This window comes from Gilvimarinus chinensis DSM 19667 (genome assembly GCF_000377745.1).
In the GTDB taxonomy this organism is placed as follows: Bacteria; Pseudomonadota; Gammaproteobacteria; order Pseudomonadales; family Cellvibrionaceae; genus Gilvimarinus; species Gilvimarinus chinensis.
Map to the genome: position 1 here is coordinate 283967 of NZ_KB898708.1, position 14390 is coordinate 298356.

The window sequence follows — 14390 nt, forward strand, 5'->3', positions numbered from 1 at the left end:
ATTCGTTGCTTACACAGCGGCCAGTTCGGCCGCCTCGTCTACGTCTACGGTTACCAGACGCGATACGCCCGGCTCGTGCATGGTTACACCCATTAACTGATGCGCCATTTCCATGGCGATTTTGTTGTGGGTAATGTATATAAATTGTACCTGGGCGGACATCTCTTCCACCATGCGCGCATAGCGGCCCACGTTGGCATCGTCCAGCGGTGCGTCTACTTCGTCCAGCATACAGAATGGCGCCGGATTCAGACGGAAAATTGAAAACACCAGGGCGATAGCGGTCAGGGCTTTTTCGCCACCGGACAACAAGTGGATGGTGCTGTTACGTTTGCCGGGCGGACGCGCCATAATCGCAATACCGGTATCGAGCATATCTTCGCCGGTGAGTTCCAAATACGCGTGACCGCCGCCAAAGACTTTGGGGAACAACTCCTGCAAACCGCCGTTAACCTGATCAAATGTTTCTTTAAATCGCGTACGGGTTTCGCGGTCGATTTTCTTAATGGCGTTTTCCAGTGTTTCCAGTGCTTCCATTAAGTCTTCGTTTTGCGCATCGAGGTAATTTTTACGCTCGGACTCCGACTTGTACTCTTCAATGGCGGCCAGGTTAATGGCGCCCAAACGTGCAATTCGGTTTGCCAGTTGCTCAAGCTCAGCCTCAAGAGGCGCCATCTCGGCGTCTTCCGGGGTGTTGGCCAGCAGAGTTTCTAAGTCAAAATTGTCTTCGGCCAGCTGTTCGGCCAACGTGCGGCGCTGCACATCAAAGGTTTGTGCCTGCAAACGCTCCTGCTCAAGGTGTGAGCGCACCGCTTGTACTTCTTGCTCGGCACGGTTGCGCGACTGTTCAACTTCGCGCAGCTCGTGTTCGACCGCTTCAAGGGCGCGACGAGATTCGTTGAGCTCTTCTTCAACGTTGACGCGTTTTGCCAGCAGTGCTTCCAGTTCTAACTTGTTCTCTTCGGCCGGATCGCGGTTTTCCGCCATGGACTCGGCCAGCTGTTCGCGGCGTTCGGTCAGGCTCTCGCTCTGCTCTTGCAGTCGAGCGATGCTTAACTTGATACTGTCTATTTGAGTGTTAAGCGACGAGGCCCGCATTTGCAGCTCGTGGGCCTTGTCTTTGTCGTGACGCGCTTTTTGTCTGGCGTCGTCCAGCTTGCTGCGAATGTCATCACGTCGGGCCAGCAGGTTTTCGCGCTCTTCGGTGTCCGCTTCCATCGCCTCAATGGCGTCGCTGAGAATAACGCGAGCCTCGGCCAGTTGCTCGGCCTCCTGCTCCATTTGCTCGCGGGCTTCGCGAATTTCACCTTCCAGGCGAGATTTGCGCATGCCCAGCTGTTCAATCTGCACTTGTTTAGCGCTGATGCTTGAGCGCAGCTCGCCGTGGCGGCTGTTTAGGCTGTCGAGTTCGCGGCGCAGGTTTTCCCGCTCTTGCTCTTGCGCTTTAATGGCTTCGCGATTCTGTTCGCGTTTTTGTGAGAGCTGGTCAACCTGCGCTTCGGTGGTTTCGATCTCGGCACTGAGCGCTTCTAACTCTTGGCGGCGGGCAATAACACCAGCGCTGGCATCGGTATCGCGGGCTACCTTAATCCAGTGGGCACTCAGCCAAATGCCATCGCGGGTGACGACGGTATCACCAGCGGCCAGCTTGGCGCGCAGTGTCAGGGCTTCGCTGAGGTCTTCAGCCACATGTACACCCGCCAAAACACCCGCAGCGTCCCAATCGGCATTGACGTAATCGGCCAGTAATGGGCCTTTACCTGATGTGGCCGGGGCGGCTTTGGCGCTGGCATCCAGCAGCACCAGCTCGCCCTGGCTTAAATTTTCCAGCGTCGCGGCTACCTGATCGGCACCGTCGACGCACACCGCTTGCAAGGTAGTGCCCAGCACGGTTTCCAGCGCTTTGTCCCAGCCGTCTTTTACACTGACCTGCTCGGCTAAACGAGGTGCATCGGTTAACGACTGTGTTTCTAACCACTGGGTGACGGCTTTGTTTTTCTCACCCAGCGCGGCTTGCTGCAAAGCCTCAAGCGAGGCGTGACGCCCGCGCATGCTCTGCAATTTACCGCGGGCGCTGTCTAGCTCATCGCCAATATCGCGGCCAGTGTTGCGCGCCTGCTCTAACTCGTCGGATAAGACCTCGCTGCGTTCGCGGCGGGTTTCCATATCCACTTCAAGTTCGGCCAGCTCTTCGCGGGCGATGGCTAAGTCTTCGTCTTCAACGGCGTTTTCACCCAGGCTTTTCTTTTCATCGTTGAGCTTTTCAACCCGGGTTAACAAACGCGCTTGCACCTGCTCTAAATGCTGGATGCGCGATTGCTGTACTTCGGCGCGCTGACGCGGCTCTGCCGCGCGCTGGTTAAACGTATCCCAGTCACTTTGCCAGGCTTGCATCAGCTCTTCGGCTTCGTGCAAGAGGTCGCCGGAACTTTGTTCCGCGGCCTCTACCAGCTCAAGCTCGGGCTCTATTTCTAACAGCTCCGCCTGCCACTGCTGCTCGCGCTCGGTATCTTGCTCAAGACGTTCACGGGACTCTCGCACTTCACGATCAGTACGTTCCAGATCGGTTTGCAACTGGCGGTTACGCTCTTCGGCGTGCTTGATGCTTTGCTCGATGCGGGCAATGTCAGCGCCAATGGCGTAAAAGCGCCCTTGCACTTCGTGAAATTTATCGCCGAGTTCAGAGTGCTGGGTGCGGTACTTCTCAATCTGGGTGTCTTTGTTGACCTGCTCGGTGACAAAGGACTCCATTTTCAATTCCAGGTCGCGAATGGCATCCTGTTTGCCTTTGGCCTGCTGGTCCAGGTTGCGATATTTCAGTGCTTGCACCTGAGCTTTTAAGACGCGCTCTTGCTTTTTAAATTCGGTGTATTTTTCGGCGGCTTGGGCCTGACGTTCCAGCCTTGCCAGCTGGCGCTCTAGCTCATCGCGAATATCGGTTAGGCGCTCCAAATTTTCCATGGTGCGGCGCATGCGGTTTTCGGTATCGCGGCGGCGTTCTTTGTATTTGGAAATACCGGCGGCTTCTTCAATATAAACCCGCAGCTCTTCCGGCTTGGCTTCAATCAAGCGGGAGATCATACCCTGCTCGATAATGGCGTAGCTGCGAGGCCCAAGGCCGGTACCTAAAAAGATGTCGGTAATGTCTCGGCGGCGGCACTTGGCACCGTTCAGAAAGTAGACATTTTGCCCGTCGCGGCTCACGCGACGCTTGATGGAGATTTCGGTAAAGGCGGCGTATTCACCCACCAGCGAGCCGTCGCTATTATCAAACACCAGTTCAATAGAGGCCTGGCCCACGGGCTTGCGACCACCGGAGCCGTTAAAAATAACGTCGGTCATGGATTCGCCGCGCAGGTTTTTGGCTGAGGATTCACCCATCACCCAGCGCACGGCGTCAATAATGTTGGATTTGCCGCAACCATTGGGGCCTACCACGGCGCATAGGTTGCTGGGAAAGTTGACGGTTGTCGGGTCGACAAACGACTTAAAACCCGCCAATTTAATACACTTTAACCGCATAGGTCCTTGTCACTCGTTATATGCCTTTCCGGTTCAGCGCATCGATCCCGCGATGCTTTAAACGCCAATGGGCCGTTCAATTATCCGGATAAAACAAAGAATTCTACACACTTGCCGTGGGCATTACACCTGCCCTATCAGCGTTTGTGACAAGTTTTTTGCCTTCGAGCTGGGCGCAGCCAAGCCGCCTGTTTAGCTTTTGTACAAAGCAGGCCAATCATCGCCCTACCCCCAGAGACTCAGGGGCGTCGGGTATCAATGATAAGGCGTATTCCCGCCGGCAGATCAGCCATATCCAAAGGCCCCACCCGACCTTCCAGATCACCCGATTGCGGCATAGCCTGGCCCGACAGAGACAAGCGGGCAACAAGCTCAATTTGCCCCTCTTGCAGTAAACGTTCGGCGCTGGTCATAGCCATGGATTCATCAAGCGTTACCGCCTGCGGAAACTTACCCGCGGGCGCGCGATAGACAGCCAGGGGCATAGGACTGCCTTGATACTCGCGCGCGAACACAAACAGCGTTGACCCGGCAGGCACCTGCAGGTTATCCGCCAAGGAAACCTCGACGGGAATATTCCATTGGCCACCTTGGGCCGAAGAATTGGTGTCGCTCTTGAGCGCCGGCTCTGCTTTGCCCCCCTGAGCTTCGGCACGGGCTCGTTCAACCCCGGCCATCAGAGCCTGACGGCCTGGCGCACCCGGTGGTGTTAATTCGGCGGCGCGCTGCCAATACTGGGCAGCAGCGGCAAAATTTTGTTGCTCAAAGGCGCGGATACCAGCAAGGCCCAAGGCCGTGGTATCGTCCGCATCCACCTCCAGCGCTTTGTTGGTGAGAAAGCTGATCTCTTCGCTCATGCGGTTGCCCTGCCCGAGGAAGAGCACTTGCGCTAATTCGGACGCACTGCCCGGCTCGTTAGGCACCCGCTGATACACTTCGCGATAGCCCTTTTCAGCCAGCGTGAAGTCACCGAGCTGACTCGCATAATTACCCAGCAAATACCAATACTGGGTATTATCTGGGTGACGCTCAAGGCGGCTTTGCACTAAGTCAATTAACTCCCGTGTACCGGTTGGGTCTGGGCTTTCACCCGCCTGCATGGCAAGGAAGTTATCCTCTAGCACTTGCCGCTGCAAATGCGTAAACGCCACATCGCCACTCGCGCCACGCGCTAGATAGAGCACCGCGGAAACCACAACCGCAATACTGGCAACGGCCAGCAGAAGCCAGCGCCCCCCATGTTGATAACCCGCGCTGCTTGATGGCTGGTCGGACAACAAGTTTTTTTTCGCTTCGAGCACAAGCTTGTCAAACTGCACTTGATCAATTTCGCCCGCGGCGAGAGATTGAGCCAATTCTTGCTCATGCTCTCGGTAGAGCGCGACATTTTCTGCCAGACGATGCCCATGCGCTTGCTTTCGTTGCTTGCGTGCAAACAAAGGCCAAAGCACACAGGTTACGGTAACCAGAGACAGCGCTATGGCGCCGACGATAAAAACGGTCATACAGACTTCTCACGGGAATGAATGGACTCTGAGCGGTTAGTTTCAGCGTGATCGCTTTGAGTATGCGCTTCCAGTAACGCGTCAAGACGCGCCTGCTCGGAAGCCGTTAACTCCCCTTCTTCTGAGTGCTCCGCTTTCGCGCGCTTACGCACCATCAGGAGAACAACAATAACGCCAATCAGCAAAAGCGCGACCGGAAAAATCCACAACACCGCGGTGGAAGAATCAAATGGAGGTCGATACAAAATATAGTTGCCGTAACGCTGAACCATTTCATCCACAATTTCTTTATCGCTGCGTCCGGCTTGTATCTGCTCGTACAATTCGCGTCGCAGGTCTCCCGCCTGCATGGATTCAGAGTCGGCAATGTTCTGATTCTGACATTGAGGGCAGCGCAGCTCTTTGGAGAAATGCTCGAATCTTGCGCGATCGACGGGATTCGAAAACTGGTAGATTTCTTCTGCCTGCACCTTTACAAAAAATAAAAGTAAAACAAAAACTAAACGCACCATATCGACCTCAATTGTCACAGAGTGGCGAGTATAACTGTAGCGCCAATCTGGTGCGAGTTTGGACTCTGCGTTTGTATGCTTTTTGGTCATCGACGACGGACAAATAAAAATTTAAAAAAAGTGGTTGACCTTGGGCGGTTTATCATTAGAATACGCAGCTCTTGAACGGAGGGGGTGGTTAGCTCAGCTGGGAGAGCATCGCCCTTACAAGGCGAGGGTCACAGGTTCGATCCCTGTACCACCCACCAATTCAAGACTGCGGACCGGTAGTTCAGCTGGTTAGAATGCCGGCCTGTCACGCCGGAGGTCGCGGGTTCGAGTCCCGTCCGGTCCGCCACTATTTAAAAAAGGCTCCACACTGTGGGGCCTTTTTTTATGCCCGTTTAAAATACCCATGTCGATCACGGACGGGACGATGAACCCGCGAAGCGATGTTCGACAAAACGGCAGGATAGCCGTTTTGCACAGCGCGCATGCGCTGCCCGTGGGGCGAGGGCCAGGAGGGCTCGAGTGTTTCCCGTCCGGTCCGCCACTATTTAAAAAAGGCTCCACCCTGTGGGGCCTCGACGGGATGATAAGCCCGAAAGCCGCGGACGATAAAATGGCATTTCGCGCAGGGCGAGGATGGCGCCAGTGCTTCTCGCCCTATCCGCCACAAATTAAAAAGGCCCCATAGTGTGGAGCCTTTTTATATCCATAAGAGCCTTGCAGCGCTCACGCCGACTCTTTACCTGCACCGCTCTTTGCCGTGCCCACACTCGGCGCATGGGCCAGCTGACAGTACTTGAAAAGGCTGAGCATTCACAAGGCTATAGCCCTTCCAGCTCCCGATACTTGGGCCCAAGCACCTCATTCCAGACTTTGTCGTTCACCACCCCGATATGACGGTAGTGAATCATACCTTCACCATCCACCAAATACGTTTCGGGCGCACCGGTTACACCTAAATCCAACCCCAGGCGGCCTTCGTCATCGTAAACACTGAACAGATAAGGGTTATGCAAATCACGTAACCATTTTTGCGCCGCAGTTCGCTCGTCTTTGTAATTAACGCCAATAATGCGGACACCCTGCTCTGCCAGCTTATTCAAATAAGGATGCTCTGCTTTGCACGCAAAACACCAGGTAGCCCAAACATTTAATAAGACTGGTCGATTGCCGATGTCAGCCTGGGTTATAAACTCATCGGCATTTGCGACCTTGCTTAACCTAAACTCGGGCACCGGGTTGCCAATAAGAGCCGAAGGCATAGCGCTTGGATCAAGCCTAAGCCCCACATAAAAAAGTGGTAACAGAATCAGCAAGATAATCAGCGGTAAAAACAGCTTTAAACGCCCCACGCTTAGGCCTCCTGAACTCTGGTGACTGCCCCTGGCTGGCTCTTTACTTGGCGTTTGCGATATCGCTTGTCGATAACAGCCAGCAAACCACCGCCTGCCATTAACAATGCACCCAACCAAATCCAGCGCACAAACCGCATATAGTGAATACGCATTGCCCAGCTCTCAGCGTTAATATTATCGCCCATGGCAATATACACATCGCGGAAAAAGCCAGAGTCCAGCGCCACCTCTGTCATGATTTGGCCGCTGGCAAAATACTGGCGTTTTTGTGGCTTTAACACCTGAACGACTTTATCGTTTTTACTCATTACCACTACAGCTTGATCGGCTAAATAATTGGGGCCGCGAACTTTCTCCAGTTTTTCTAAGGTGAACTGGTAGCCGGCCACGGTTACAGGCTGATTCAAGTTCATACGGACTTTTTGCATATTAGCGTAATGACTGTTTAAGCAAACGCCGAGAACAGCAACGGCTATACCTAAGTGAGCAACAACCATCCCCCAATAACTTAAACTCAGCTTTCTCAGCCCTGCTACACGCCCTTCTTTAGCGGCGCTTTTGCGCCACAAGTCGAACAGCGTTGTAAAACCTACCCAGCAACCGACAAAAACAGCAAACATCATTACCAAGGTAAAGTCTCCCAAGGCCAGCGGCACCACTATGGCGAGCAACAGGCTAACCACAGCCGGTAAAGCCAGAGCCCTGGCGACTTTCTTGGTATCAGTGCGCTTCCAGCGGCTTTCCGGCGCAACCCCCATCAGCAAACAAATGATGGTAATAAATGGCAGGAAGGTCATATTAAAATACGGGGCGCCCACAGAATATTTGCCCAGCTTGAGGGCGTCAGCAACCAGCGGAAACAACGTGCCAAACAGCACGGTGATCATGGCAATAACCAACAAAATATTATTCGCAAGCAGCAAGGTCTCGCGTGACAACAATTTAAAGCCGGGCGCACTTTTTACGACCGGCGCCCGCAGGGCAAATAACAGCAGTGAACCACCCGCCACTACAGCGAGAAACACCAAAATAAATAAACCGCGCTCGGGGTCATTCGCGAACGCGTGCACCGAGGTCAACACCCCCGACCGGACAAGGAAGGTTCCAAGCAGGCTGAGCGAGAATGCAAAAATTGCCAGCAAAATGGTCCAACTTTTAAACAGCCCCCGCTTTTCTGTGACAGCCAGTGAATGAATAAGCGCTGTCCCCACAAGCCAGGGCATAAACGATGCGTTTTCGACGGGATCCCAAAACCACCAGCCGCCCCAACCCAATTCGTAATAAGCCCACCAGCTACCCAAAGCAATACCCACCGTTAGAAATGCCCAGGCCACCGTCGCCCAGGGGCGAGACCATCGCGCCCAGGCGGTGTCGAGCTTACCGGTAAGCAGGGCTGCAATAGCAAAGGCAAACACACTGCTGAAGCCCACGTAGCCCATATACAACAGCGGCGGATGAAATATCAGCCCTGGATCTTGCAGCAAGGGGTTGAGGTCGGCTCCGTCTTGCGGTGCAAGCGGCAAAATTCGGTCAAAGGGGTTGGAGGTGAAAAGAATAAACATTAAGAAGCCAGTGGCGACAAAGCCCATCACCGCCAGCACCCGCGCCTGCATGTCCAGCGGCAGTGAGCGACTAAACACGGCAATGGCGAACGTCCACCCGGAAAGGATTAAAATCCATAACAGTAATGAGCCTTCATGCCCACCCCAAATAGCACTTAATTTGTACTTTATCGGCATCAAGGAGTTTGAGTGGTTGGCGACATAAGCCACTGAAAAATCATCCTGCAGAAACGCCCAGCCCAGCACCACAAATGCCGCGCCAATCATTACCAGCTGGCCTGTCGCCAGCGACCTTGCAGCCAACATCAGGGTTTGGTTTAAACGGTAAGCCCCCCACATAGGCAATACAAAAAGGGCCGCACTCAATACCAGCGCAAAAATTAACGCCAGATGACCTAACTCAGGAATCATACTTCGCCTCATCGCAGGTTGCCTGATGTTTTTCGCCGTTATTCATCGCTTCGGCTACTTCTGGCGGCATATAGTTTTCATCGTGTTTTGCCAGCACCTGATCGGCGTAAAATATATTATCTTCACGCCATATTCCATTCACCACAGCCGCCTCACCCTCAGCAAACAGGTCTGGCAAAATGCCTTCATAGCTCACTGTTAGGCGGCCAGAGGGATCTACCAAGTCAAAAGTGACCTGCAGGGAGTTTTCATCACGAGAGACACTACCCGGCTGAACGCAGCCACCGGCACGCAGACGGACATCGCGGGGAACTTCACCGGTACTGAATTTCGCCGGAGGGTAAAATAAGTTAATGTTTTCTCGCAGGGCAAAAACCAACAAACCAATGGCGATGGAAGAAAGCACCACCAGTGCGAGAACAATCAATAAACGCTGTTTGCGAACTGGATGCATAGGTTACGACTCGCTGGAGGTTGGGCGTTTGTGGCGTTTTTGTTGATACTGTTGCAGCGCCAATTGTTGTTGAATTTTACGTTTCTGCAAGCGCAGCAACCAAAGTGGATGCACGAGCAGCGCCGTTAACATCAACAAAGCAATAGCAGTACAACTCCAAACGTAAATACCATGACCATCCATAGCGGCGAACTCTGCAACAGAGGCAAACTTAAAGTCGAACATAAGGCTAATCTTTTGTGTGAGAGCTTTGCGTGTTCACCAATTCGGATACCCACTTAGTGCGGGCCTCGCGCGCGAGAATTTCCTGGCGGGTGTACAGAATCAGCGATAAAGTATAAAAGCAGTAATAAGCGACGATACACAACAATAAGGGGTACAGCATACTCGGGTGAATACTACTGGAGCCCGTTAATTTAATACTGGCGGGCTGGTGCAAGCTGTACCACCAGTCTACCGACTTATAAATAATTGGCACATTGACGGTACCGACAAGAGCGAGAATGGCACAGGCTTTGTCAGCCGCCTCCCGAACGGGGTAGACCCGCCCAAGCATGATGATGCTTAGATACAGAAACAGCAAAATCAGCATAAAGATATTTCGAGCGTCCCACTCCCAGAACGTACCCCAGGTCGGATACCCCCAAAGTGAACCAGTGATAAGCGTAAGCGCAGTCAATGCAGCGCCGACATAAGCGGCCGACTGCATAACCATAAAAGGCAGCTTCATTTTCCAAATGAGACCAATTCCACCAGCGATAGCCATCAGATAATAACCGGCTAAAGACAGTACCGCGGCCGGCATGTGAATGTAGATAATGCGGTAGCTGTTGCCCTGTTTGGCATCCACTGGAGCAAAGGCCAGCCCCCATGTAAGACCGACGAGTAAAAGCGCAACACTCAGTGGGGCAAACCATGTTAGCCAGCGGCTGGTTTTCTCATAAAACCAGCGTGGTGAACCTAATTTGTGAAACCATTGCCAAGCCAAAACCTATGCCCTCGTGGATATATTGTTATTGATTTGCCGATATTTTTAATGCCCCGGCAATCGCCGCAGGCATGACAATTAATGCTATTGCTAAGCCTGCACCTAGCAGCGCCAGCTCGCGCAGAAAACTGAACCCCGCCACCGCACTGCCCACACAGTTAGCGCCGATAATTAACACCGGCAAATACAAGGGCATCACGATTAGGGTAAGAACCAGCCCCCCTGCCCGCAGGCAAACGGTGAGAGCCGCCCCCAGAGCACCAATAAGGCTCATAATCGCCGTGCCCAATAGTAGTGATAGCATTAACGCAATGTAACCCCCATCGGGCAACGCGAGCATGGAGGCGAGCACTGGCGAGATCAGAGAAAGGGGTAGCCCGGTGGTAAGCCAGTAGGCTGTAACCTTGCCCAGCACAGTGAGAAATAGCGGCTCTGCGGAGAGCTGGAACTGAATCAGGCTACCGTCTTCGTAATCACTGCGAAACAAGGTATCCAAAGACAGTAAGGTGGCCAGCAGCGCCATGATCCAAAGCATGCCGGGGGCAATGCTGCCTAAGAACTGGCGCGAGGGGTCAACCCCCAACGGCAGCAGCGTAATAGTAATAAGATAAAAAACCAGTGGGTTAACCACGTCTGTTCGCTGTCGCCAGATGAGCTTTAAGTCACGAGCGACAATGGTACGCCAGGCGCTGGTAGTTACAGTGCTTTGCTCAGACATACGCGCAAGCCTCATCTGGCTGAAAAGCCGCTAGATCCAGCGTGTGTAAATTCTCTAAGCGTAAAGGCTGATGCGAAGTTAAAACACTGATCCCGCCATGGGACGCGTGGGTGGCCAACAACTGCTGCAAGCGCCCCACGCCCTCTTTATCAATCGCGGTGAAAGGTTCATCCAGAATCCACAGGGGGGCAGCGCTGAGGTAAAGTTGCGCCAAAGCGACTCGACGCTTTTGACCAGCAGACAAATGACCACAGCTGGTGTTTTGGTACGCCTCTAGGTCCACCTGCTCTAACGCCGAGCAAAGCTCTTCAGCACTGGGGGATTGGCCACGCAGTCGAGCCAGCCACTGAATATTTTCCGCCACGGTTAAGGCCGGCTTTACCGGTGCTTGATGCCCCAGGTAAAACAACGAGCGGGTGTAGCTACGATTGCCTGCAATGGACTCCCCCCGCCAGCGGATGACCCCAGACGCAGGCGGCATTAATCCGGCAAGGGTGTGCAGCAGAGTGGTTTTTCCCGCGCCATTAAACCCCAGCACTTGCAACACAGCACCCGCACAACAGGTATACTCAAGTTGCGTAAACAGCACCCTGTCCTCACGCGTACAGGTTAGGTTACTTATGCTAAGTTCGTTTGGTGCGGGTTCTTCCCACTGCGACATCAGGACACTCAATGTTTATGGCCATCGGCCGAAAGCTGTAAGCCTTTGGCCAAAATTGGGTTGCGCGGCGATTATATAGCCACCTGCGCTAAAAGTTTACCCAAAACCGGGTTAAATGAAGTAAACAGCACCACAACAGGTCGAATATGCCGATAGATTTCACCCACTTATACACCGCCAGCAGCGCGAAAACGGGCGCCCCGGCTGTAGATACGGGGGTGAACCGCCAAACCAGCCATATGTTGGCAGCTCTTGGATTAAAGACAGGAGAACCCGCTAACGCTCAAGTGGTTACGGTAAAACACATAAAGCCAGAGCACCAACTGTGGCTTGATCGTGAGCGCCCAGGCAGCATTCCCCCGCCGACCTCTAAAACTACTGAGCCCCTTTCGGCATTACGCTTGGCAACCTTGCTGATCAAGGGGCAGAACTTAGCGGTTATAACCCGCGAGGCGCTGCAGCCCGGGCAGGCTTTAACAGTTACCTTGAACAGTGCTCGCCAGTTAACCTTCGGCCCTGAATCTGCTGCTGTCGCGCCCTTGCGCGAATCACCTGCAGCGGGAGCAGCCGCGCAACGGGCTCAGCTTAGCCCTGAAACACTCAATCAAGCATTACGTGAAGTGCTGCCTCGACAGACCGCCCCCAGGCTTGAACCATTAGCCGAAGCACTGAGCCGTTTATTTACGAAGCTACCGCCCGCCCCAGAAGTAAAATCACTCGCCAGCGCGTTACAGCGAATTGCCAGCGCCCCCATGACACTGGCGCCAGCAAATCCCATTGAACCCGCAACGTTAAAGGCTGCGATACAGCATAGCGGCAGCTTATTCGAAACAAACCTGGCAAAGGCAAGCACGACCGGGCCAGAAGCCGTGAAACAGGTTCTGGCGCTGGATCGCAAGGCGAACCTAATACAGCTGGCTAAGCAAGTGGCAACGCAACTCCCCGCACCTTCCAGTCTCAGATCAGAGCCAAGCCCGCCATTGGCGCAGTTAACGTTTACGCCACGAGAAACTGCCGACTCTACGGTCATTGCCCGTCTATTAACCAGTGCACCACCCTCCCCAACGACGGCTGGTCTGACGACGCCCTCGATAAACAAGCCCCCCTCTGCCGGAGCCACTGCATTTACAGACGTTTCGCTTCATAAATCAGGGAACCTGAACCTTAACCAAATACTGCTAAACCCTCAGAATATACCCACTGAGGCTGCAGAAGCCCGAGTGCTTAGAACCCAGCTGATGCTGCTAACCCACCAATTGACACTGAACAGTTTAGCGCGCATTCGCCAGCAACAGTTACAGCCGGAAGCAAACCGCGCCCGTACCCTAGACACCCCCGCCGGCACTAATATTCACTTTGACCTCCCCATACGAATTGATGAACAGATTTACCCCGTCAAAATCGCCATTCAGGAGCAAGCAAACGCTGAAACCGCTAACCCCGCAGGAAAAAAAGGCAAGTTGTGGCACGTTAATTTGACTCTTGAAACACCCGACGCGGGCCTTGTTTATACGCGAATCAGTTACCTAAACCGAATGCTCGACATTGTTTTTTGGGGGGAGAATAAAACCGTCATCAGCAATGCAAAAGCGACTTTTTCCGATTATGTCAAGCCTCTTGCAGCCGCTGGTTTGGAAATCAGCAGTGTACAATTTCTTCAAGGTGCCCCTGCGTCAGATGGAAACTCTTTAGCCTATAACCTAGTAGACATACGATCATGAGCGACACGGCAGAATTGCACGAACTGCAAAAAGCGGTAGCCTTGTATTACGATGGAAAAAACAGTCCGGTAATCAGCGCTAAAGGCAGTGGTGAGCTGGCCAAGCAAATCATTGAGCTGGCTCAGGAGCATGATGTGCCCTTGTGTGACAACCCCTCACTGGTGGATTTTTTAGTAACTCTTGAGCTTGGGGACGAGATACCAGAACAACTTTATTTGGCTGTGGCCTATATAATAGCGTTTGCCTACGAGCTTAAAGGCCAAACTCCGGAGCAGTAGCATTCATACATTAATCAGGATACTGATACCTTATCAGCACATCGAATGCTTCGTTATTTTGATTGGTTAAGTTAGACCGCCCGGCATACAATGCAAGCCGCATTTTTTGGTCAAACGCCAAATAAATAGGATCGAGAAACATTGCCAGAAATCGATTGTTTAAAGCCATTTTAACGTATGTATAAGAGGGCTCACCTTGAGCAAAAGGTGTGCTCTCGACGTTTACGCTTTGAGCACGCAGCGAAATATTTTTTAAGCGGTCAGCAAAAGCAAAGTTAAATTCAAATCCCTGTGCCAATTCGTTTTTATTTTCGGCGATGGCGGCAACAAACCCCGCATCAATCACTTGGTTCTTCTGTACATTAATCGTCTGGCTTTCAGGTTTACCTTCAATCTCTTTGGTTAACCTAATACCCCCGTCTGAATGTTTTGCCGACAGTATCCGCGAAAATCGCAAATCTTCAAATGTGAAGTCGGGCGCGGTTTTACCTGTGTGATAATCAAGTAGCTTTCGACCGATGAGAACCTCGCCTGGTGAAAAGTACAGAACTCGCTGCTGACCACCCCCGTCGTTAAAATATTCTTCTCGGTAAGCAGGTTGATCACGTTTGTCTAAATAATAAGCCCTGCCCGTAGCATAAGACTCAACCTCGCCGAAGGCGTGGATGCTAAACACGTTGAGCGCCATTAATAGCGCGATAGAGAACACTCGCAT

At 52.9% G+C, this 14390-nt stretch carries 13 protein-coding genes and 2 tRNA genes; 4 read left to right on the plus strand and 11 right to left on the minus strand.

Going from position 1 to position 14390, the window contains the following annotated elements; all coding sequences use genetic code 11:
- Positions 1 to 9: 9 nt before the first annotated feature.
- From smc to D568_RS19945, 3 genes are all read right to left on the minus strand, one after another.
- A complete protein-coding gene (gene smc, locus D568_RS0110740) occupies positions 10 to 3522 on the minus strand; it encodes a chromosome segregation protein SMC (RefSeq protein WP_020209607.1) in 3513 nt (1170 codons plus the stop codon).
- Positions 3523 to 3761: 239 nt separating this feature from the next.
- Positions 3762 to 5027, minus strand: a complete 1266-nt coding sequence (gene ccmI / locus D568_RS0110745) for a c-type cytochrome biogenesis protein CcmI (RefSeq protein ID WP_020209608.1) — start codon at positions 5025 to 5027, stop codon at positions 3762 to 3764.
- The gene (locus D568_RS19945; protein WP_083915351.1) at positions 5024 to 5539 is read right to left on the minus strand and encodes a cytochrome c-type biogenesis protein; all 516 of its coding nucleotides are present in this window, start codon (positions 5537 to 5539) and stop codon (positions 5024 to 5026) included. Before D568_RS19945 ends, ccmI begins: the two co-directional genes overlap by 4 nt.
- A 172-nt stretch (positions 5540 to 5711) precedes the next feature.
- Between D568_RS19945 and D568_RS0110755 the strand changes: the two genes are divergently transcribed.
- Together D568_RS0110755 and D568_RS0110760 are read left to right on the plus strand one after the other, a co-directional pair.
- Positions 5712 to 5787: transfer RNA gene (locus D568_RS0110755), tRNA-Val, on the plus strand.
- Between the two features lie 12 nt (positions 5788 to 5799).
- Positions 5800 to 5876: transfer RNA gene (locus D568_RS0110760), tRNA-Asp, on the plus strand.
- A gap of 472 nt (positions 5877 to 6348) precedes the next feature.
- Here D568_RS0110760 and D568_RS0110765 read toward each other — a convergent pair.
- From D568_RS0110765 to ccmA, 7 genes are read right to left on the minus strand one after another with little or no spacing between them, the layout of a single operon-like run.
- On the minus strand, positions 6349 to 6879 hold the full coding sequence (locus tag D568_RS0110765; RefSeq protein ID WP_020209610.1) for a DsbE family thiol:disulfide interchange protein: 531 nt from the start codon (positions 6877 to 6879) through the stop codon (positions 6349 to 6351).
- A gap of 2 nt (positions 6880 to 6881) precedes the next feature.
- Positions 6882 to 8855 carry a heme lyase CcmF/NrfE family subunit gene (locus D568_RS0110770; protein WP_020209611.1) on the minus strand — a complete coding sequence of 658 codons (1974 nt, stop codon included), beginning with the start codon at positions 8853 to 8855 and terminating at the stop codon, positions 6882 to 6884.
- Complete coding sequence (gene ccmE, locus D568_RS0110775; protein ID WP_020209612.1) at positions 8845 to 9309, minus strand: cytochrome c maturation protein CcmE; 465 nt, start codon at positions 9307 to 9309, stop codon at positions 8845 to 8847. Before ccmE ends, D568_RS0110770 begins: the two co-directional genes overlap by 11 nt.
- Positions 9310 to 9312: 3 nt before the next feature.
- On the minus strand, positions 9313 to 9534 hold the full coding sequence (gene ccmD / locus D568_RS0110780) for a heme exporter protein CcmD (RefSeq protein WP_020209613.1): 222 nt from the start codon (positions 9532 to 9534) through the stop codon (positions 9313 to 9315).
- A gap of 4 nt (positions 9535 to 9538) precedes the next feature.
- Positions 9539 to 10297 carry a heme ABC transporter permease CcmC gene (ccmC, locus tag D568_RS0110785; protein WP_020209614.1) on the minus strand — a complete coding sequence of 253 codons (759 nt, stop codon included), beginning with the start codon at positions 10295 to 10297 and terminating at the stop codon, positions 9539 to 9541.
- A 25-nt stretch (positions 10298 to 10322) separates the two neighbouring features.
- Complete coding sequence (gene ccmB / locus D568_RS0110790) at positions 10323 to 11015, minus strand: heme exporter protein CcmB (protein ID WP_020209615.1); 693 nt, start codon at positions 11013 to 11015, stop codon at positions 10323 to 10325.
- Entirely contained in the window at positions 11008 to 11676 is a 669-nt protein-coding gene (ccmA, locus tag D568_RS0110795; RefSeq protein ID WP_020209616.1) for a cytochrome c biogenesis heme-transporting ATPase CcmA, read from the minus strand. Before ccmA ends, ccmB begins: the two co-directional genes overlap by 8 nt.
- 146 nt (positions 11677 to 11822) lie before the next feature.
- On the opposite strand from ccmA, the gene D568_RS0110800 reads away from it, so the two are divergent.
- Positions 11823 to 13397 carry a hypothetical protein gene (locus D568_RS0110800; protein ID WP_020209617.1) on the plus strand — a complete coding sequence of 525 codons (1575 nt, stop codon included), beginning with the start codon at positions 11823 to 11825 and terminating at the stop codon, positions 13395 to 13397.
- A complete protein-coding gene (locus tag D568_RS0110805) occupies positions 13394 to 13675 on the plus strand; it encodes an EscU/YscU/HrcU family type III secretion system export apparatus switch protein (protein WP_020209618.1) in 282 nt (93 codons plus the stop codon). The genes D568_RS0110800 and D568_RS0110805 overlap by 4 nt, the downstream gene beginning before the upstream one ends.
- A gap of 10 nt (positions 13676 to 13685) precedes the next feature.
- Here D568_RS0110805 and D568_RS0110810 read toward each other — a convergent pair whose 3' ends face one another.
- A complete protein-coding gene (locus D568_RS0110810) occupies positions 13686 to 14390 on the minus strand; it encodes a hypothetical protein (RefSeq protein ID WP_020209619.1) in 705 nt (234 codons plus the stop codon).